This is a genomic window from Streptomyces sp. yr375 (genome assembly GCF_900110755.1).
Taxonomy (GTDB): Bacteria; Actinomycetota; Actinomycetes; order Streptomycetales; family Streptomycetaceae; genus Streptomyces.
The window spans coordinates 178,651-199,455 of record NZ_FOFF01000009.1 but is presented as its reverse complement, the minus strand read 5'-3'; the positions used below and the strand labels follow the sequence as shown (position 1 = coordinate 199,455).

The 20,805-nt window shown below is 71.4% G+C and carries 15 protein-coding genes; 7 read left to right on the top strand and 8 right to left on the bottom strand.

Annotated elements, in window-relative coordinates; genetic code table 11:
- Positions 1–77 precede the first annotated feature (77 nt).
- The 4 genes from BMZ82_RS12830 to BMZ82_RS12815 all read right to left on the bottom strand — a co-directional run bounded on the left by BMZ82_RS12830 (position 78) and on the right by BMZ82_RS12815 (position 5,306).
- Positions 78–1,784 (bottom strand): glycoside hydrolase family 13 protein, encoded by a 1,707-nt coding sequence (locus BMZ82_RS12830; protein WP_093774968.1) that lies wholly within the window; start codon positions 1,782–1,784, stop codon positions 78–80.
- A 164-nt stretch (positions 1,785–1,948) separates the two neighbouring features.
- Complete coding sequence (locus tag BMZ82_RS12825; protein ID WP_093774966.1) at positions 1,949–2,875, bottom strand: sugar ABC transporter permease; 927 nt, start codon at positions 2,873–2,875, stop codon at positions 1,949–1,951.
- A 19-nt stretch (positions 2,876–2,894) separates the two neighbouring features.
- Positions 2,895–3,899 carry a carbohydrate ABC transporter permease gene (locus tag BMZ82_RS12820; protein WP_093774964.1) on the bottom strand — a complete coding sequence of 335 codons (1,005 nt, stop codon included), beginning with the start codon at positions 3,897–3,899 and terminating at the stop codon, positions 2,895–2,897.
- 129 nt (positions 3,900–4,028) lie between these two features.
- A complete protein-coding gene (locus BMZ82_RS12815) occupies positions 4,029–5,306 on the bottom strand; it encodes an extracellular solute-binding protein (protein WP_093774962.1) in 1,278 nt (425 codons plus the stop codon).
- 363 nt (positions 5,307–5,669) lie between these two features.
- Here BMZ82_RS12815 and BMZ82_RS12810 point away from each other — a divergent pair, with 363 nt between their 5' ends.
- Positions 5,670–6,704: a LacI family DNA-binding transcriptional regulator gene (locus tag BMZ82_RS12810; protein ID WP_305729207.1), complete on the top strand. Its 1,035-nt coding sequence runs from the start codon at positions 5,670–5,672 to the stop codon at positions 6,702–6,704.
- A gap of 141 nt (positions 6,705–6,845) precedes the next feature.
- The gene (locus BMZ82_RS12805; protein ID WP_093775059.1) at positions 6,846–7,736 is read left to right on the top strand and encodes a phosphatase PAP2 family protein; all 891 of its coding nucleotides are present in this window, start codon (positions 6,846–6,848) and stop codon (positions 7,734–7,736) included.
- A gap of 8 nt (positions 7,737–7,744) precedes the next feature.
- Here the strand turns inward: BMZ82_RS12805 and BMZ82_RS12800 are convergent, their stop codons facing one another.
- A complete protein-coding gene (locus tag BMZ82_RS12800) occupies positions 7,745–9,319 on the bottom strand; it encodes an amidohydrolase (protein ID WP_093774958.1) in 1,575 nt (524 codons plus the stop codon).
- Positions 9,316–10,845: an APC family permease gene (locus BMZ82_RS12795; protein ID WP_093774956.1), complete on the bottom strand. Its 1,530-nt coding sequence runs from the start codon at positions 10,843–10,845 to the stop codon at positions 9,316–9,318. Before BMZ82_RS12795 ends, BMZ82_RS12800 begins: the two co-directional genes overlap by 4 nt.
- A gap of 187 nt (positions 10,846–11,032) precedes the next feature.
- Here BMZ82_RS12795 and BMZ82_RS12790 point away from each other — a divergent pair, with 187 nt between their 5' ends.
- Positions 11,033–11,668, top strand: a complete 636-nt coding sequence (locus BMZ82_RS12790) for a TetR/AcrR family transcriptional regulator (protein ID WP_093774954.1) — start codon at positions 11,033–11,035, stop codon at positions 11,666–11,668.
- A gap of 430 nt (positions 11,669–12,098) precedes the next feature.
- Here BMZ82_RS12790 and BMZ82_RS12780 read toward each other — a convergent pair whose 3' ends face one another.
- Positions 12,099–15,098, bottom strand: coding sequence for a bifunctional [glutamine synthetase] adenylyltransferase/[glutamine synthetase]-adenylyl-L-tyrosine phosphorylase (locus tag BMZ82_RS12780; RefSeq protein WP_093774952.1), 3,000 nt, complete (start codon positions 15,096–15,098; stop codon positions 12,099–12,101).
- Positions 15,099–15,211: 113 nt separating this feature from the next.
- Here BMZ82_RS12780 and BMZ82_RS12775 point away from each other — a divergent pair, with 113 nt between their 5' ends.
- The 4 genes from BMZ82_RS12775 to BMZ82_RS12760 all read left to right on the top strand — a co-directional run bounded on the left by BMZ82_RS12775 (position 15,212) and on the right by BMZ82_RS12760 (position 19,085).
- Entirely contained in the window at positions 15,212–15,661 is a 450-nt protein-coding gene (locus BMZ82_RS12775) for a VOC family protein (RefSeq protein ID WP_093774950.1), read from the top strand.
- Between the two features lie 157 nt (positions 15,662–15,818).
- Complete coding sequence (locus BMZ82_RS12770) at positions 15,819–16,712, top strand: alkaline phosphatase family protein (protein WP_093774948.1); 894 nt, start codon at positions 15,819–15,821, stop codon at positions 16,710–16,712.
- 1 nt (position 16,713) lies between these two features.
- A complete protein-coding gene (locus BMZ82_RS12765) occupies positions 16,714–18,003 on the top strand; it encodes an MFS transporter (RefSeq protein ID WP_093774946.1) in 1,290 nt (429 codons plus the stop codon).
- A gap of 11 nt (positions 18,004–18,014) precedes the next feature.
- On the top strand, positions 18,015–19,085 hold the full coding sequence (locus BMZ82_RS12760; RefSeq protein ID WP_093775057.1) for a TolB family protein: 1,071 nt from the start codon (positions 18,015–18,017) through the stop codon (positions 19,083–19,085).
- Here the strand turns inward: BMZ82_RS12760 and BMZ82_RS12755 are convergent.
- Positions 19,045–20,406 (bottom strand): glutamine synthetase family protein, encoded by a 1,362-nt coding sequence (locus BMZ82_RS12755; RefSeq protein WP_093774944.1) that lies wholly within the window; start codon positions 20,404–20,406, stop codon positions 19,045–19,047. The genes BMZ82_RS12760 and BMZ82_RS12755 overlap by 41 nt on opposite strands.
- Positions 20,407–20,805: the final 399 nt, after the last annotated feature.

Below are 20,805 nucleotides of genomic sequence, written 5' to 3'. Positions count from 1 at the left end.
AGGCCCGCCGCTCCGGCAAGGAGCGGCGGGCCAGGCTGAGGTGACGGACCATCAGCCTCTGTCGTCAGTCACCGTCGTCAGTCCGTCGTCCACCAGACCGTCGTGTCACCCGGCAGGCTCGTCTCGCCCGCGTCCGGCTCCGCCGGCTCCGCCGAATCCACCGTCTCGCCGCTCGTGAGGAGTACGCGGCCGTACGTCGGGGTTGTCGTCGGCTCGGGTGTGGTGTTTGTGACGCAGGTGAACGCGCCTCGGCGGAAGGCCAGGACGCCTGTGGGGGACGGTAGCCAGTCCAGGGTGTCGCCTGCGCCGAGGTCGGGGGTGGTGCGGCGGAGGGTGAGGGCCGAGCGGTAGAGCTCCAGGGTCGAGCCCGCCGTGCCTTCCTGTGCCTGCACGCTCAACTCGCCCCAGACGGGCGGCTGGGGCAGCCAACTGCCGCCGTCGCCGAAGCCGTACGACGAGCCCTCGCGGGTCCACGGGATCGGGACGCGGCAGCCGTCGCGGAAGCCGTCCTGGCCCGCGCCGCGGAAGTACGCCGGGTCCTGGCGGACTTCGTCGGGCAGGTCGACGACGTCGGGGAGGCCGAGCTCCTCGCCCTGGTAGACGTAGGCCGAGCCGGGCAGCGCCAGCATCAGCAGGGTCGCCGCCCGTGCCCGGCGCAGGCCCAGTTCGCGGTCGCCCGCGGTGCGGATCTGGGTGCCGAGGCCGGGCGGGTTCGCGAAGCGGGTCGCGTGCCGGGTGACGTCGTGGTTGGAGAGGACCCAGGTCGCCGGGGCACCGACCGGGCGCATCGCCTCGAGGGTGCGGTCGATGACCGTCCGCAGTTCGTCCGCGTCCCAATCCGTGCTCAGGTACTGGAAGTTGAAGGCCTGGTGGAGTTCGTCGGGGCGGACGTAGTTCGCCGTGCGCTCCACCGTCGGCGTCCACGCCTCCGCGACGAAGATGCGCTCGCCCGAGTACTCGTCGAGGATGAGCCGCCACTCGCGGTAGATCTCGTGGACGCCGTCCTGGTCGAAGAACGGCATGACATCGTTGCCCAGCAGCTTGAGTTGGTCGTGCGCGCCGAGGTCCGGGAGGCCGGGCGCCTTCACCAGGCCGTGGGCGACGTCGATGCGGAAGCCGTCGACGCCGATGTCGAGCCAGAAGCGCAGGATCGAGCGGAACTCGTCTCCCACCGCCGGGTGTTCCCAGTTGAAGTCGGGCTGTTCGGGGGCGAAGAGGTGGAGGTACCACGCGCCGGGCGAGCCGTCCGGTTCGGTCACCCGCGTCCACGCCGGGCCGCCGAAGATGGACTCCCAGTTGTTGGGCGGGAGTTCGCCGTTCTCACCCTGGCCGGACCGGAAGTGGTAGCGGTCGCGCAGCGGGGAGCCGGGGCCTTCCGCCACCGCCCGCTTGAACCACTCGTGCTGGTCGGAGGAGTGGTTCGGGACCAGGTCGACGATGATCCGCAGGCCCAGTTCGCGGGCGTCGCGGATGAGCGCGTCGGCGTCCAGGAGGGTGCCGAACATCGGGTCGACGGCGCGGTAGTCGGCGACGTCGTAGCCGGCGTCGGCCTGCGGGGAGGCGTAGAAGGGGCTGAGCCACACGGCGTCCACGCCGAGGCCCTGCAGGTACGGGAGTCGGGAGCGTACGCCTTCCAGGTCGCCCATGCCGTCGCCGTCGCTGTCGGCGAAACTGCGCGGGTACACCTGGTAGATCACCGCGTCGCGCCACCAGTCACGGCGCTTGGCGACGGCCGTCGCGGCGGAGGGGGCGGGGGCCGGGGCTGCGGAGGGCTGCTGGCTCATGGCGTCCTTGGTGCGTAACGGGGTGGAATTCATGGCGAGTTGGTGGGGTCGACGGCGAGTTGACGAGGCGGCCGCGGTCACAGCGGGGTCGGATGGTGACCGCGGCCGCAACCCGCGCGCTCAGGCGCGCGGGAGTCTCGGGCGGGTGAGGCGACCGAGGCCGCTCACCCCTTGGTGCCGCCCGCCGTGAGGCCGGTGACCAGGTTCTTCTGCACGAGGTAGAAGAACGCGGCGGCGGGTATCGCGATCAGCACCGCGGTGGCGGCCATCAGGTTGCGCTGCGCGTCGTGCTCGCTGACGAACGACTGGAGACCCACGGCGAGCGTGTACTTGTCGTCGCTGAGCATGAACGTCGAGGCGAAGGCGACCTCGCTGAAGGCGGTGAGGAAGTTGTAGAAGGCGGCCACCGCGAGGCCCGGCTTGGCCAGCGGCAGGATCAGCCGGAAGAAGGTGCCGAAGGGGGTGAGCCCGTCGACGCGTCCCGCCTCGTCGATCTCGAAGGGGATGGTGTCGAAGTACCCCTTGAGCAGCCAGGCGCTGTACGGGATGACCGTCGTGCAGTAGACGAGGATCAGGCCGAGGTAGTTGTCGATGAGTCGCAGGTCGGACAGGATCTGGTACATCGGGACCATCAGCACGGCGACCGGGAACATCTGGGTGACCAGCAGCACCCACATGAACTTCTTGTAGCCGGGGAAGCGCATGCGGGAGACGGCGTAGCCGGTGGTGGCGGCGATCAGCACGCCGATGGCCGTGGTGCCGAGCGTGACGATCAGCGAACTCTTCAACCAGTCGAAGAACTTGGTGTGTTGGAGGACGAACGCGTAGTTGTCGAACGTCATCTTGGCCCAGATGCCGCCCGGGTGCAGATAGTCGTCCTTGTCCGGGCCGAGGGACAGGTAGACCAGCCAGCCGATCGGGAAGAGCGCGATCAGGCTCGCGACGATCAGGATGCCGTGCGAGGCGAGGGAGCCGGCCAGGCTGTTCTCGCCGCGCCGCCGGGTCCGGTCGGGGCGGTCGCTCCGGTCGGTCCGGCTGGGCTGCTGGGGCCGACCTGCGGCCGGGGTCGTCGTACGCGTCGTCGTACTCATGGGAACGGGCACTCCTGCCTCAGATCGCGAGCTGCTGCTCGTTGCGGTTCAGCCAGCGGCGGTAGAACGAGGTGAAGACGATCAGGATGGCCAGCAGCAGGATGCCGTAGGCGGCGGACTGGGCGAAGTCGCGCGGCTGTTGTCCGAAGCCGAGGAAGTACGCCCAGGTGACGAGGATCTGCGCGTCCGGCGCGGTGGTGCCGAACAGCAGGAAGATGACGGCGAACTGGTTGAACGTCCAGATGACGCCGAGCAGGACGACGGTGGAGCTGACCGACCTGAGGCCCGGCAGGGTGACGTGCCGGAAGCGCTGCCAGGCGCTCGCGCCGTCCATCTCGGCGGCCTCGTACAGCGATCCGTCGATGGCCTGGAGGCCGCCGAGCAGCGAGATCATCATGAACGGCACACCGCACCAGGTGTTGACCATGATCGCGGCGACCCGCTGCCAGAGGGTGTCCTCCAGCCACAGCGGGGTCGGCAGATGCAGCGCGTCGAGCGCGGAGTTGATGACGCCGCCGTCCGCGAGCATGAACCGCCAGCCGAAGACGGTGACGAACGTGGGCACCGCCCACGGCAGGACCAGGATCAGCCGGTACACCGTGCGCCCGCGCAGCTTCTGGTTGAGCAGGAGCGCGAGGCCGAGGCCGAGGCCGTAGTGCAGGGCGACGCAGGCGGCCGTCCACACGATCGTCCAGAGGAAGTGCGACCAGAAGCGGTCGTAGGCGGTCGGGCCCCACAGGATGTCGGCGTAGTTGTCGAGGCCGATGAACTTGTAGGTGGCGTCGATGTGGTTGACGCCGATGGTGCGCGCGGTGTTCAGGCTGTCGGCGTCGGTCAGCGTCAGGTAGAGGCCGTACACCAGGGGGTACAGGACGAGGGTGCCGAGCACGACCGCCACCGGCGCGATCATCACGTACGCGTACCAGTGCTTGTGGTAGCCGTGCTTCAGGCGGATGCCCAGCCCGGGCCTCGGCTCACGGTCACCGCTGCGCCTGCCGGTCGCGCGGTCGATGGCGACTGTCATGATGCGACACCTTCTGGATCTTCACGCTGGTTCTTCGACGGGGAGGTACGACGCACAGACCGGTGGCCGCCGGATCCCTCCCCCCAGGAATCCGGTGTGTGTCCGGGGGATCCGACGGCCACGCGGGGCCTACTTGCCGAAGTCCGGCAGCAGCTTCGCGAAGGCGAGTTGGACGTTGCTCAGGCCCTTGTCGAGGGACTCGTCGCCGCCCGCGATCTTGGGCAGTTCGGTGTCGAGCGGACCCCACAGGGAGCTGTACTCCGGCAGCGCGGGGCGCGGCTGGGCGGCGGCCAGGACGCTCTGGTAGCCGGCGATGCCCGGGTCGGCCTTGACGGCGGCGGTGTAGGCGTCGTCGCGCGTGGGCAGCGTGGAGTTCTTCTGGGCGACGGTCGCCTGCGACGCCGCCGAGGTCATGAAGTTGACGAACTTCAGCGCGGCGGCCTGGTGGGCCGCGTCGGAGCCGGCGTAGACGGAGAGGTTGTGGCCGCCGGTCGGGGCGCCCGCCTTGCCGGTGGAGCCGGCCGGGACGGTGGCGATGCCGAGGTTGCCCTTGTCCTTGAAGGCGGTGCCCTTGTAGAAGTTCGTGATCTCCCAGGGGCCCTGGATGATCGCGGCGACCTTGCCGTTGACGAAGGCGTCCTGGATGTGGGCGTAGGCGTCGGCGGTGGTGTCGGCCTTGTGCAGGCCCTTGCCGTCGAAGAGGCCGAGCCAGGTGCCGTACGCCTTCTTCGCCGCCGCCGAGTCGACGGTGATCTTCCTGGCGTCGGCGTCGACGGTGTCGGTGCCCTCGCCGTAGAGGAACGGCTGCGCGTAGTAGCCCGCCGTGGCGGAGCCCCAGTAGCCGTCGACGCCGGTCTTCGCCTTGACGGTGGCGGCGGCGGTCTTCAGCTCGGCCCAGGTCTTCGGGACGGCGGTGAGGCCGGCCTGCGCGAAGAGGGCCTTGTTGTAGACGAGCGCGAGGGTGTCGGTGACCAAAGGCACGCCGTAGGTCTTGCCGTCGTACGTGGCCTGCTCGACCAGGTTCGGCTTGAACGCGGCCTTGTCCTTGAGGGCCTCGGTGCCGTCCAGCGGCAGGAAGTAGCCCTTCTTGGCGAAGGCGGGGGTCCAGCCGACCTCGGAGCGCATCACGTCGGGGGCGCCGGACGCGCCGGCGGCGGTGTCGAACTTGTTCTGCGCCTGGTCGAAGGGCACGTTGACGTACTTGACCTTGACGTCCTTGTTGGCGGCCTCGAACTGCTTGACGAGGGCCTGGTAGGTGGGCGCCTCGTTGGTGGCGTTGGAGGTGTCCCACCAGGTGATGGTCACCGGCCCGTCGGACTTGTCGCTGCCGCTGCCGTCCGAGCCGCAGGCCGTCGCCGCGAGGGCGAAGGACGCGACCAGCGCGGTGGCCGCTATGCCACGCCGCATGAGTTTCTCCTTGAGGGCTGGGGTGAGGGAGCTTGGGGGCTTGGGGGCTTGGGGGCTTGGGGCTTCGGTGGGGGGGGATCGCATGGGAGGGGGACTACGCCGTCGGGCGTCGCCGAACGTAACAGCGATGTAAGCGGCGCGAAAGTCCTTGCAGCAAAAAAGTGCAAGAGTGCTTCGAAGTTATCCGGGCGTGATCCAACAGCGACCGCCGTGAGACGCTCGTTTACAGCACTGGAGCACTTCAGGGCGACTATGCAAGACTCTGCAAGCTCTTGCCATCACTTTCATGAGGGATCACGAGGGAGCGCGATGACGCAGCAGACCGGGCGAGGCCGGCCGACCCGACCGGTACAGTCCACCCCTGTGACCACACGGCTTGCCGACATCGCCGCGCAGGCGGGAGTGAGCGAAGCGACCGTCAGCCGCGTCCTCAACGGCAAGCCTGGCGTCGCCGCCACCACCCGTCAGTCCGTGCTCGCCGCGCTGGACGTCCTGGGGTACGAGCGCCCGGTCCGGTTGCGGCAGCGCAGCGCGGGTCTGGTCGGCCTCATCACGCCGGAGCTGGAGAACCCGATATTCCCGGCCCTGGCGCAGGTCATCGGCCAGGCGCTGACCCGGCAGGGCTACACCCCGGTGCTCGCCACCCAGACCCCGGGCGGTTCCACGGAGGACGAGCTGACCGAGATGCTGGTCGACCGCGGGGTCGCCGGCATCATCTACGTCTCCGGGCTGCACGCCGACACCACGGCCGACACCCAGCGCTACGAGCAGCTCCGCGCGCAGAACGTCCCCTTCGTGCTGGTGGACGGCTTCTCCCCGAAGGTGCAGGCGCCGTTCATCTCCCCCGACGACCGGGCGGCGATGACCCTGGCGGTCACCCACCTCGTCTCCCTCGGCCACACCCGGGTGGGCCTGGCCCTGGGCCCCAAGCGGTTCGTGCCGGTCCAGCGCAAGATCGAGGGCTTCGTACGGGCCATGCAGGACCAGCTCGACCTGAGCCCGCAGACGATCGAGACGGACCTGATCCAGCACTCCCTGTACACCCTGGAGGGCGGTCAGGCCGCGACCACGGCCCTGATCGACCGGGGCTGTACGGCGATCGTCTGCGCCAGCGACATGATGGCGCTGGGCGCGATACGCGCGGCCCGGCAGCGCGGCCTCGACGTCCCCCGGGACGTCTCGGTGGTCGGTTTCGACGACTCCCCGCTGATCGCCTTCACCGACCCGCCCCTCACCACGGTCCGCAAGCCGGTCCCGGCGATGGGCCAGGCCGCCGTCCGCACGCTGCTGGAGGAGATCGGCGGGACTCCGGCGCCGCACAGCGAGTTCGTGTTCATGCCGGAACTGGTGGTGCGCGGCTCGACCGCCTCGGCACCCGGGGACCGGAATCGCCCCTAGGGTCCTCAGGGTGGAGAACCAGGGTTTTCCCCCCAGTACACGGGGAGTAGACGCCGTCGTCCGCCCGTTGTAGAACATGCGGGGCGGACCCGTCCGGGGGATGATCGGGCCAAGAGGGCTTTTCTGGCAGACTTTATGTTCATGGGTGAATCGACTGTGACTTCGCTGGAAGGCCGTGACCAGGCCGTTCCGTACCCGGTCACGACCGAGCCCGGACCCGGGCCCGAGCCCAGGCAGCGCCTGCTGGCGCGGCTGCGCACCCCCCGCCGCCCCCGCCTGTGGTTCGAGATCCTTCTCATCGCGGTGAGTTACTGGACGTACTCACTCGTGCGCAACGCGGTCCCGGAGCAACGCGCCGCGGCGCTGCGCAACGCGGACTGGATCTGGCGCATGGAGAACCACCTCAGCATCGCCGTCGAGGAGTCCGTCAACCACGCGGTGAACTCGGTGACCTGGCTCGTCGTGGGCATGAACTACTACTACGCGACGCTGCACTTCGTGATCACGCTGACCGTCCTGGTCTGGCTCTACCGCAGCCACCCCGGCCGGTACGCGGCGACGCGCCTGGTGCTGTTCGCGACGACGGCGGTGGCTCTCGTCGGCTACTACCTGTATCCCCTGGCGCCGCCGCGCCTGATGCCGGGCGGCGGCTTCATCGACACGGTGATGGTGCACCGGACGTGGGGCTCGATGGCGTCCGGCGACCTGAAACACATGTCGAACCAGTACGCGGCGATGCCGTCGATGCACATCGGCTGGTCCCTGTGGTGCGGCCTGACGATCTTCGCCCTCGCCAAGCTGCCCTGGGTCCGCGTCCTGGGCCTGCTCTACCCGGTGGCGACGCTGGTGGTCATCGTCGCCACGGCGAACCACTTCTGGCTGGACGCGGTGGGCGGCGTCCTGTGCCTGACCTTCGGCTTCACGGTGGCCCGCCTCTGGTACGGCCGCCTGCCGTACGCCCTGCCGAGACGGGTACCACCGAGGAACCGGAAACAGGGCGACCGCCTACTCCCCACCACCACCAAGGCCTAGCGCGACCTTCACCGCTCTCCCCGGTGCACCACGTGCCCCCCGGTCACGGTCAGCAGCACCGGTGCCTCGGTGAGCTCGTCCGGCGGGGCGGCCACCGGGTCGAGGCCGAGCGCGGTGAGGTCGGCGCGCTGTCCGACGGCGATCTGTCCGGCCCGTCCGCTCTCCCCCGCGGCGCGGGCCGCGTGCGTGGTGCACCCCTCCAGCGCTTCGAGCCCCGTGAGCCCCTCCTGCCGGGATGCGGCCCCGCGTGGGGCGCGCGCCGTCGCCAGGACGCCCCGGACGTCGTAGGGGGCGATGGGCCAGTCCGAGCCGAGGGCGACCGTCGCGCCGGCGTCCCGTAGATCCCGCAGCCGCCAGGCGTGCCCGGCCCGCTCCGCGCCCAGCCGCCGGGACCACTCGTCGGTGCCGTCGGCCCGGGTGTAGGCGGTGTGCGGCGGCTGCATCGACGCGGCCACGCCCAGCTCGGCGAACCGCGGCAGCAGCGCGTCGGGCGCGGTTTCGACGTGCTCCACCCGGTGCCGCCCCCGGCCGCCCTCCCCCAGCCCGGCGACCACGTCGAGGACGTGCCGTACGGCCGCGTCGCCGATGGCGTGCGTGGCGGTGCGCACGCCGGCCGCGTGCAGCCGCCGTACCGCGTCGCCGTACGCGTCGGGGTCCGGCCAGAACGCGGCGGTGCCCTGTCCATGACAGTCCGCGTGCTCCAGCCAGGCGGTGCCGCCTTCCACGGTCCCGTCCATGAAGAACTTGACCCCGTCGACGACCCAGTGCCGCCCGCCTCGCCCCTGGAGCCGGACCAGCTCCGCGAGCCCGGCTTCGGCCACGCCGGGCATGCACCAGGGCGCGAACCGCAGCCGCACCGGCAGCACGGTCTCCCGGGCGACCGCCGCGACCAGGTCCGGATCCCCGGCGTCCATGACGTGCGCCCCGGTCAGCCCGGTGGCCGCCATCGCGGCGAGCAGTTCGACGAGCCGTTCCCGCCGGGCGGCGTACGACGGCGTCGGGACGACCTCCGTCAGCAGCTCCATGGCGGCGTGCTCGACGAGATGCCCGGTGGGCCGCCCCTCGGCATCGCACACGACCTGCGACCGCTGGACGAAGTCCCGCGCCCCGGTGACCCCGGCCGCGGCGAGCGCCGCGCCGCTGGCCAGCGCGGAGTGCCCGTCGTACAGGCGCAGAAAGGCGGGCGCGCCGCCGAGGACGTCCTCGACGAGCGTCCGGTCGACGGCCCGCCCCTCGAACGCGTTGTGATCGAGCCCGAACCCGACCACCCACCCGTCGATCCGCTCGGCCCCGGCCAGCGCGGCCCGCAGCCCCGCGAGATCGGTCACCCCCGACAGATCCACCCCGGTCGCCAGGTCCAGCCCCCACACGGGATGACTGTGCGCGTCCACCAGGCCGGGCACCAGGTGCGCACCCGCCAGGGGTACGACCTCGGTCCCCGGCCCGCGCCAGGCGCGTACGTCGCTCTCGTCGCCGACCGCGGCGATCACCCCGTCGCGCACGGCGACGGCGGTGGCGCAGGGCCGGGCGGGATCGAGGGTACGCACCGTGGCACCGGTGAGGATCAGCTCGGGGGCGGTCATGATTCGGTGGACTCCTTTGCCGTACGGGGTTGTTGGGCCGACGCAGTGAATTCGGCGGGCTCGCCCGGTCCGTCCTGCTCATCCGGCTCGGCGGCGAAGTTGGCGTAGACGAGGGGCCGTTCGCGGCGCAGCCACCAGGCCAGGACGAGCCCCGCCGCGAAGACGGCGGGCGCGAGGCCGATGAGGACGGTGTTCACCGCGTCGGACGCGCCGGTGAACAGGTCGATGTGGGTGATGACGAGGCCTATGGCGCCGGCGAGCAGGACGGCCGCTACGACCGGGGCGACGACCGTGCGCAGCGCGCCCTCCTGGTGCCGGATCCGCCGGAAGTAGCAGGGCACCGCGATGGCGACGAGCAACTGGAGTGTGAACAGGCCGATCATTCCCGGGGTGTTGACCCACAGGAGCAACTGCCCGTACGGATCGGCGCCGGCCGCCCAGAAGGCGAGGACGACGACCGCGCCGAGGACGGTCTGCATGACTCCGGCGACGTACGGGGAGCCGTGGCGCGGGTGGACGCGGCCGAGCGCCTTGGGCAGGACGCCCTCCTCGGCGAGGGCGAGCGTGTACCGGTTGATGGCGTTGTGGAAGGCGAGGAGGGAGGCGAGGACGCTGGTGGCGATGAAGATGTGCATCAGGTCGGCCGCCCAGCCGCCGACGAAGGCGGTGATGGCGGAGAAGAACAGCCCGCCGGGGTCCTTGGCGGCGGCCGCGATCACCTCCTGGTCGCCGAAGGCCTGGATGACGATCCAGACGATGAAGGAGTAGAAGAGGCCGAGGAAGCCGATGGCGGCGTAGGTCGCCCGCGGCACCGTCCGGTCCGGGTCGCGGGCCTCGCGCCGGTAGATGACGGTCGACTCGAAGCCGGTGAACGCGGCGAAGGCTAAGGCGAGCACGACGGCCGTACCGGAGACGAGGACGTGGTCCGGGGCGAAGGACGCGAGGGACAGCCCGTGCGCACCCCCCTTGACCAGCACCCCGCCCGCGAGCAGCACCAGGATCCCGGTCTCGGCGGCGAGCAGTACGCCCAGCACCTTGGCGCCGAAGTCGATGGAGCGGAAGCCGCCGTAGCCGATGACGAGCAGCCCGGCGAGGGCGATCGGCAGCCAGGGCGGATCGGTGCCGAAGAGTGCCCGCGCGGTGTCCTTGCCGGTGCTGCCGAGCAGGCCGTAGACACCGATCTCCATGCCGTTGTAGCCGATCAGCGCGAGCAGCGCGGCGCCGATGCCCACCGGCCGGCCGAGGCCGCGGGTGATGTACGCGTAGAACGCGCCGCCGCTCTTCACATGCCGGCTCATGGTGGTGAAGCCGACGGCGAAGAGGGCGAGGGTGAGGCCGGCGACGAGGTAGCCGGCGGGGGCGCCGATGCCGCCGAGCAGGATGGCGAGCGGGGCGACGCCGGCCATGACGGTGAGCGGGGCGGCGGCGGAGACGACGAAGAAGGTGATGTCGGCGGTGCCGAGGGAACCCGAGCGGAGGGTCGCCGCGGCGGGCGGCGTTCTCCGCTCTCGGGCGGTGTCGGACATGGGAAGCCCTTCGAGCGCGACGGACGGGAGGGTTCCGGGCGTGCGGGATGACCGGCGTTCCCGGGGCGGACGGCGTGAGCAAGGCCGCCCCGGACCCGTAAATCTAAAGGCTTTCGGTTTCGGCAATGTAGCCTCAACCTGGGCATCCGGGAAGCCCTTCTCGGACCTTCAAGGGGAGAACGCACACATGGGACGGCCGCGCACACCGCTCCTCGACCGCGAGCGCATCACCACGACGGCACTGCAACTCGTCGACGAACAGGGCGACTTCAGCGTGCCGAAGATCGCCAAGCGGCTGGGGGTGCAGACCGGTTCGGTGTATCACCATGTGGACGGCCGGGACGGCATAGTGGAACTGCTGCGCGAGCGCATCGCGTCCGCGATCGACCCGGACACCCTGGACGCCGACCCCTGGGACGCGGCCCTGGATGCCTGGGCCCGCTCCTACCGGGCCGCGTTCGCCGCGCACCCGAGGGTGATCCCCCTCCTCATGACCTCACCCGTCCGGGCCCCGCGCGTCCTGGAGCAGTACGAGCGGGCGGTGACGTTCCTCCTGGACGTGGGCTTCGCGCCGCGCTCGGTGATGCCGTTGCTGATCGCGCTGGAGAACCTGATCCTGGGCTCGGCCCTGGACCTGGCGGCCCCGGAGACGATGTGGGAACTGACGGAGGAGACCGTCACCCCGCACCTGGCCGAGGCCCTGGCCGCGACGACGGAGGGCCGAGCGGACCAGGCCTTCAACGTGGGCCTGACGGCCCTCATGAACCACGCGAGGGCGATACAGACGACGCCGTCGGTCCAGCCGGTCCAGCCGAAGAGCTGACCGGCCGGGTCGGGGCCGCTCGCAGCGCCGTCCAGCCGGTCCAGCCGGTCCAGCCGAAGAGCTGACCGGCCCGGTCGGGGCCGCTCGCAGCGCGGTGATGAAGGCGTCCGGTGTGGGCTGTGCGGGCGCGGTCTCTCGGACGACGGCGGGGATGCCCCGCACCGGTGCCGGGTCCCGGACCTCCCGGACGATCACCCCCGGAGGCCGGCTGCCCAGCCCCAGACGGGGCAGCGGGCCGCGAAGCGCACGGTAAAGCTCACCCCCGCGCCGGGCCCGGCAGGGCCCGCGTCCAGCTCGGGCTGCGCGGGTGCCGTCTCCCGGACCACGGCGGGGATGCCCCGCACCGGCGCCGGTCGCGCACCTCCCGCACGAGCGCCCCCGCTGCCCAGCCCCAGCCGGGGCAGCGGGCCGCGAAGCGCGGCCCCTGGCCTCAGCCTCCGTAGAACAGTTCGTCCACCACTGCCCGGGCCCGGCGGGCGGTGCGGCGGTAGTCGTCCAGCATGTCGCCGACGCGGCCCGGGCCGTAGCCCAAGTACCGGCCTACGGCGACCAGTTCGCGAGGGTCGGTGGGGAAGGTGTCGCCGGCTCGCCCGCGGACCAGCATCACCGCGTTGCGGACCCGGGTGGCCAGGACCCAGGCCTCGCCCAGCGTCCCGGCGTCCTCTGCCGAGATGAGCCCGGCGGCGCATGCGGCGGCGAGTGCCTCCCGGGTGCGGGTGGTGCGCAGGCCCGGCTCGGTGGCCCCGTGCCGCATCTGGAGCAACTGCACGGTCCACTCCACGTCGGAGAGCCCGCCCGGCCCGAGTTTGGTGTGCAGCTTGGGATCGGCCCCCCGGGGCAGCCGCTCCGCCTCCATACGCGCCTTCAGCCGCCTGATCTCCCGGACGGCGTCGTCCCCGAGCCCGCCCTCCGGATAGCGCAGCGGGTCGACGAGTTCGATGAACCGCCGCCCCAACTCCGCGTCACCCGCGACGGGTTCGGCCCGCAGCAGCGCCTGTGACTCCCATCCCAGCGACCAGCGCCGGTAGTAGGCCGCGTAGGACTTCAACGACCGTACGAGCGGCCCGGACTTGCCCTCGGGCCGCAGGTCGGCGTCCACGAGCAGCGGCGGGTCCGCGCTGGGGACCTGAAGCAGCCGGCGCATCTCGGAGACGACCTTGTTGGCGGCGTCCGAGGCCTCCCGCTCGTCGGCGCCGTCCCACGGCTCGTGCACGAACAGGACGTCGGCGTCCGACCCGTAGCCCAGCTCGTGGCCGCCGAAGCGCCCCATCCCCACGACGGCGAAGCGGGTGGGAAGGGTGTCTCCCCAGCCCTCGCGCACGACCGCCCGCAGGGTCCCGGCGAGCGTGGCGGCGGTGAGGTCCGACACGGCCCCGCCCACCAGGTCCACGAGCGCCCCCTGATCGGCCTCGACCGGCTGCGCCTCGGTGCCGTAGGAGCCGACGATGTCCGCGGCGGCCGTACGGAACAGCTCGCGCCGCCGCACCCCGCGCGCCGCGGTGACGGCCTGCACGACGCCCTCGGCGCGTCCGACGGCGGACAGTATCTCCTGCTCCAACTGGGCCCGCCCGCGCGGCTCGAGCCCTTCGCCGTCGCCGTCCCGGTCGCCGAGCAGGGCCACCGCCTCGGGGGCCCGCATGAGCAGATCGGGGGCGAGCCGCCCGGCGGACAGCACGCGGGCGAGGTTCTCCGCGGCGGCCCCTTCGTCCCGCAACAGCCGTAGGTACCAAGGGGTCTTGCCGAGCGCGTCGGACACCTTGCGGAAGTTCAGCAGCCCCGCGTCCGGGTCGGCGGAGTCCGCGAACCAGCCCAACAGCACGGGCAGCAGCGTGCGTTGGATGGCGGCCTTGCGGGAGACGCCGGAGGCCAGCGCCTCCAGGTGACGCAGCGCCGAGGCGGGATCGGCGTACCCGAGCGCGACGAGCCGTTCCCGGGCCGCCGCGGGGCTCAACCGGCTCTCGCCGGGCGCGAGTTGGGCGACGGCGTCGAGGAGCGGCCGGTAGAACAGTTTCTCGTGCAGTCGGCGCACCATCGCCGCGTACCGCTTCCACTCCCGGCCCAGTTCGACGACGGGATCGGTGCGCAGCCCCAGCGACCGGCCGAGCCGCCGCAGTTCGGCCTCGCTCTCCGGTACGAGGTGGGTGCGCCGCAGCCGGTAGAGCTGGATCCGGTGCTCCATGGACCGCAGGAACCGGTAGGCGGCGTCGAGTTGGACGGCGTCGGCCCGCCCGATGTACCCCCCGGCGGCGAGCGCCTGGAGCGCGTCGAGGGTGGTCCCGCTGCGCAGCGAGGCGTCGGCCCGTCCGTGCACGAGTTGCAGCAACTGCACGGCGAACTCGACGTCTCTCAACCCGCCGGGCCCGAGCTTGAGTTCACGCTCGACCTCGGCGACCGGAATGTTCTCGACGACCCGCCGCCGCATCTTCTGCACGTCGGTGACGAAGTTCTCCCGCTCGGCGGCCTTCCACACCAGCGGCTCGACGGCGGTGACGTACGCGGCCCCCAGCGCCAGATCGCCCGCCACCGGCCGCGCCTTCAACAGGGCCTGGAACTCCCAGGTCTTGGCCCACCGCTGGTAGTAGGCGAGATGGCTGCTCAGCGTCCGCACCAGCGGCCCGTTGCGCCCTTCGGGCCGCAGGTTGGCGTCGACGGGCCAGATCGACCCTTCCACGGTGGTCTCGGAACAGATCCGCATCATGTGCGAGGCGAGCTTGGTGGCGGCCCGCAGCGCCTTCCCCTCGTCGGCCCCGTCGACGGCCTCACCGACGAAGATGACGTCGACGTCCGACACGTAGTTCAGCTCGTGCCCGCCGCACTTCCCCATGGCGACGACGGCGAGCCGGCACAACGCGGCGTCGTCGGGCGCGTCGGCCCGCGCCAGCCCCAGCGCCGCCCGCAGGGTGGCCGTGGCGAGGTCGGCGAGCTCGGCGGCGGTCTCGGCGACATCGGTGGTCCCGCACACGTCACGCGCCGCGATGGCCAGCAGACACCGCCGGTAGGCGACCCGCAGCAGCACGGGATCGGTGGCCCAGGCGAGCCCCCGCTCGAACTCCTCCACCCCCGGGTGCAGATCCCGGGGCTCGTACATGACCAGCGCCTCCCAGTCGCGCGGATGCCGGGCCAGATGGTCGGCGAGGGCGGCGGACGCCCCCAGCACCCCCAGCAGCCGGTCCCGCAGCGGCTTGGCCGCTATCAGCGTGTCGAGCAGTTCCCGCCGGGCGGTGTGCCCGGGCTGCGCCTCCAGCAGCCGGACCAGACCGTGCAGGGCGAGATCGGGATCGGCGGTGTCCCCGAGGGCCTCCAGAAGCACCGGGTCGTTGCGCACCGGGCCCAGCTCGGGCCCGTCGAGCAGCCGCTCGGCGGCGGACGGATCGGTGAAGCCGTGCCGCAGCAGCCGAGTGAAGGTACTGCTCCTGCGCCCCGGCGCCATCCTGGCCTCCTCGTCGATCAAGGTCGTCCTCGTCCGATCAAGGCCGTCCGCACCTGAGCCTAGCCCTCACCTCACGGTGGCGCGCCGGGCCGGTTTCGGGTTCCGTGGAGAACATGAACATGACCCTAGAAGTGATCCTGCTGCCGGTGTCGGACGTCGACCGGGCCAAGGAGTTCTACCGCGACAAGGTCGGCTTCCACGTGGACCTCGACGGCGAGGTGATGGAGGGCGTACGGATCGTGCAGCTCACCCCGCCCGGCTCGGGCTGTTCGATCGCCCTGGTCGACGGCCTCCAGGTCCCGACGGGAACCCCGCGACCGGGCACGTACCACGGCATGCAGCTCTGCGTGACGGACGCGAAGGCGGCGTACGAGGAACTGACCGCCCGGGGCCTGGACGTCAGCGAGCCGGTGCGGTTCGCCCCGCAGGACGGCGCGACCTTCATGTACTTCAAGGACCCGGACGGCAACGGCTGGGCGATCCAGGAGTACCGCCGCCGCGAGACGGAGCCGCTGCACAAGGTGCTGGCGCAGTTGACAGACCCGGCAGACCCGACGGGCTGACGGGCCCACCGGGAAAGAGGCGTCAGTTCACCAGGTCTTCATCCTTCAGGTTGAACGACGTGGGGCACGGGCATCTTGGCGTGTGCATGCTCTATCTGCACAGCGCAGCACCACACCACGGTTACCGCCCCCGCCCTTCCCCCCACCGGAGGTAGATGTGTCCGGCAGCTCCAGATACCGCCGCAGCCGCGCCGTCGTGGCGTCCGCGCTCGCCTTCACGGCGGCAGCCGTCGGCCTGTGGTCCGGGCTCGGCGGCTCCTCGTCGCCCGCGCGGGCCGCGGCCGGCGTGCCGACCCCGGACCACGTCGTCGTCGTGGTCTTCGAGAACCACGCCTACAGCCAGGTGATCGGCGCGTCCGGCGCGCCGTACCTCAACTCGCTCAGGACCGGCGGGGCCAACCTCTCCCAGTCCTACGCCGAGACCCACCCGAGCCAGCCCAACTACTTCGCCCTGTTCTCCGGCTCCACCCAGGGCATCACGGACGACAGTTGCTACACGCCCGGCTTCTCCTCGGCCCCGAACCTCGCCTCCGAGCTGATCGCGGCCGGCCGCACCTGGGCGAGCTACAACGAGACGCTGCCCAGCCAGGGCTCGACGACGTGCAGCAGCGGCACCTACGCCCGCAAGCACAACCCGTGGTTCGGCTTCAGCAACATCCCGACGTCGACGGCGAAGACGTTCGCGCAGTTCCCGACCGACTACACGACGCTCCCGCAGGTGTCCTTCGTCGTCCCCAACCTGTGCAACGACATGCACGACTGCTCGGTGGCGACCGGCGACACCTGGCTCAAGAACAACCTCGGCGCGTACGCCACCTGGGCCAAGACCCACAACAGCCTCCTCGTCGTCACTTTCGACGAGGACAACCGCCTCGCCGGCAACCGCATCCCGACCGTCCTCTACGGCCAGCCGGTGACGCCGGGTTCGACCTCGTCGACGACGTACAACCACTACGACCTGCTGCGCACCCTCGAGGACAGCCAGGGCCTGACGACCCACGCGGGCAACGCGGACGCAGCGACGGACATCACGGGGATCTGGGCCTCCTGAGATGTACGTAGCGGACAGCCGCGCCGGCGCACCCGCTGCCCCCGCCGCAACCACCACAGCCGCCACAGCCGCCACAGCCGCCACAGCCGGTGTCGCGCCGACCGTCCTCGCGCTCGGCGCGGTCAGCCTGATCACCGACGTGTCGTCGGAGATGGTGACGGCCGTGCTCCCGCTGTACCTGGTGGCGGGCCTCGGCCTGTCCCCGCTGGGCTTCGGGCTCCTGGACGGCGTCTACAACGGCTTCTCCGCGGTCGTACGGCTGGCCGGCGGCCACCTCGCCGACCGGGGCGGCGGTCGTCACAAGTGGGTGGCGGGGGCGGGCTACGCCCTCTCGGCGCTGTGCAAGCCCCTGCTGCTCCTGGCGCACACACTGACCCCGATCGGCCTGATCCTGGCCGCCGACCGCACCGGCAAGGGCCTGCGCACGGCCCCGCGCGACGCGCTGATCTCCCTCTCGTCCACGCCCGAGACCCGTGGCCGCGCCTTCGGGGTGCACCGGGCGATGGACACGGCGGGCGCCCTGCTCGGCCCGCTGGCGGCGTTCCTGATCCTGCGCGCGACGGTGGACGGCTACGACGCCGTCTTCACGGTCAGCTTCTGCGTGGCGGTCGTCGGCGTACTCGTACTGCTCCTGTTCGTGCCGAACACACCCACGGCACAACCCAAAGAACAGACCACGCCCCCGGCCCCCCGCCCCACCCTCCGCGCCGCCCTCGCCCTCCTGCGCCACCGCGACCTGCGCCGCATCACGCTCTGCGCCCTGCTGCTGGGCCTCGCCACGGTCAGCGACTCCTTCGTCTACCTGCTGCTGCAACGCCGCCTGGGCGTCCCCGACCGCTGTTTCGCCCTGCTGCCGCTCGGCACGGCGGCGGCGTTCCTGCTCCTCGCCGTGCCGCTGGGCAGGCTGGCGGACCGGATCGGCCGCCGCCGGGTCTTCCTCGCCGGCCACGGCGCGCTGCTCCTCGCCTACGGGCTCCTGCTCACGTCCTGGCACGGCCCCGCGCTGCCCTACGCCGTGCTGCTCCTGCACGGCGGCTTCTACGCGGCGACCGACGGCGTACTGATGGCGGCGGCCTCGGACTGCGTACCGGAGGAGCTGCGCTCGTCGGGACTGGCCCTCGTCCAGACCGGCCAGGCGCTGGCCCGTTTCGTCTGCTCGCTCGCCTTCGGGGCGGCCTGGACGCTGTGGGGCGACCGTACGGCGCTCCTGGCGTCGACGGCGGCGCTGGCGGTGTGCGCGGCCTTCGCCCTGACCCTGCGCCCGGCCCAGGAGCCCACCTCATGCCCCTGACCAGCATTTCCTTGACCCTGCGCCACCGGGTCCTGGTGCTCCTCGCGGCCGTCGCCGTCCTCGCCGGGGTGGCGACGGCCGCGGTGCTGCACGCGTCGGCGCGGGCGGAGCGGCGCGACCAGGCCCAGGCGGGCGGCCCGCAGGTCACCGCCGGGCGGATCACCCTGACGGACACCGGCCGCATGGTGTTCCGCAACATGGCCTGGGGCCCACACCGCGACGAACTGACGACGGTCCCGGCCTCGGACCCCGCCGGCCCGCGCACCGCCGCCGGCGTCAAGTGCCTCCGCTTCTACGCCGCTTCGGGCACCGGAGTCTGCCTCCAGGCGGTGCACGGCGCGGTGACGGACACCTACCGCGCCCTCATCCTCGACGCGACGCTGAAGGAGACGGCCCGCTACGACGTCCCCGGCATCCCCTCCCGCGCCCGCGTCTCGCCCAGCGGCCGCTTCGCCGCCTGGACGGCGTTCGTCGGCGGCGACTCGTACGCGGGCACGAACTTCTCGACCCGTACGGCGATCGTGGACACGCGCACGGGGAAGCTGACCCCGTCCCTGGAGGAGTTCCGCATCCTGAAGGACGGCCACGTCTACCACGCGGCGGACGTCAACTTCTGGGGCGTGACCTTCGCCTCGGACGACCGCACCTTCTACGCGACGCTGGCCACCAAGGGCGGCACGTACCTGATCAAGGGCGACCTGAGCACCCGCACGGCGACCATCGTGCACCCGAACGTGGAGTGCCCGTCCCTCTCCCCCGACGGCACCCGCATCGCCTACAAGAAACGGGTGCCGGGCCTCCCGAAGGACGCCCCCTGGCACCTCTACGTCCTGGACCTCCGCACCCTCCGCGAAACCCCGCTCGCCGAACCCCGCAGCGTCGACGACCAGGCGGTCTGGCGCGATGCCCACACGATCGTCTACGCCCTCCCCGGCGACTACGGAGCGGACCTCTACACCGTCCCGGCGGACGGCACGGGAAAGCCGCGGCGCATCAGCACCGCGGCCGTGTCCCCTGCGTTCCCTGCGTTCGCTACGTCCCCTACAGAACCGGCAGGTTCTTCCGCAGCTCGAAGGCCGTGACCTCGGAGCGGTACTCGTGCCATTCGGCGCGCTTGTTGCGGAGGAAGAAGTCGAAGACGTGCTCGCCGAGCGTCTCGGCGACGAGGTCGCTGCGCTCCATCAGGCCCAGCGCCTCGCCGAGGTTCTGCGGGAGCGGCTCGATGCCCATGGCCCGGCGTTCGGCGTCCGACAGCGCCCAGACGTCGTCCTCCGCGCCCGGCGGAAGCTCGTAGCCCTCCTCGACGCCCTTGAGGCCGGCGGCGAGCAGCATGGCGTACGCCAGGTACGGGTTGGCGCCGGTGTCGAGGGAGCGGACCTCGATGCGCGCGGAGCCGGTCTTGCCGGGCTTGTACATCGGGACGCGGACCAGCGCGGAGCGGTTGTTGTGGCCCCAGCAGATGTACGACGGGGCCTCGCCGCCCGCACCGGCCGTGCGCTCGGAGCCGCCCCAGATGCGCTTGTAGGAGTTGACCCACTGGTTGGTGACGGCGGCGATCTCGGCGGCGTGCTTCAGCAGGCCCGCGATGAAGGACCGGCCGACCTTGGAGAGCTGGTACTCGGCGCCGGACTCGTAGAACGCGTTGCGGTCGCCCTCGAAGAGGGAGAGGTGCGTGTGCATGCCACTGCCGGGGTGCTCGCTGAACGGCTTCGGCATGAAGGTCGCCTGGACCCCCTGCTCCAGCGCGACCTGCTTCATGACCAGGCGGAACGTCATGATGTTGTCGGCGGTAGAGAGCGCGTCGGCGTAGCGCAGGTCGATCTCCTGCTGGCCGGGCGCGCCCTCGTGGTGGGAGAACTCGACCGAGATGCCCATCGACTCCAGCATGGTGATCGCCTGGCGGCGGAAGTCCATGCCGACGTTGTGCGGGGTGTGGTCGAAGTAGCCGGAGTTGTCGGCCGGGGTCGGGCGGGAGCCGTCGGTCGGCTTGTCCTTCAGCAGGAAGAACTCGATCTCCGGGTGGGTGTAGAAGGTGAAGCCCAGGTCGGAGGCGCGGGCGAGGGCGCGCTTGAGCACGTACCGCGGGTCCGCGAAGGACGGCGAGCCGTCCGGCATGAGGATGTCGCAGAACATCCGGGCGGTGCCGGGGGCCTCCGCGCGCCAGGGCAGGACCTGGAAGGTGGACGGATCCGGCTTGGCGATCATGTCGGACTCGTAGACCCGGGCGAAGCCCTCGATCGCGGAGCCGTCGAAGCCGATGCCCTCGTCGAAGGCCTGCTCGAGCTCGGCGGGGGCCACGGCGACGGACTTGAGGAAGCCCAGCACGTCCGTGAACCACAGCCGTACGAACCGGATGTCGCGCTCCTCCAACGTCCGGAGCACGAACTCCTGCTGCTTGTCCATCTTCCGCTTCCCCATCCTTGCTGGTCAGGCCGCCTGTCTCCCGTCCCACGGAGAGGCGGTCGGGCACCCGAGCATCACACCACAACACCATTTCATGCGCGTTGCCGACCATGATCGCCTCGGCGACCCGGGCCTGAACGCCTCACGTCGGGCAGATGTACTGCTCTCCCGCCCCATCTTGCCTGCTCGCCCCGTCTTCCGTAATGCCCGACCCCTTCCGTCTCACCCCGCCGTCTAATTTGCACCCCGGATGCAACTTTGGCCGGGCCGATGCGGGGCCGGTGCCGGGCCGGTGCCGTCCCGCTGCCTGGCCGGTGCCGCCCGATGCGGGCGCGGTTTCGAAACAAGCACGGTTTCGAAGATCCACTTGCCGCCGGGCGGACGGTCAGGCGCAGGTCC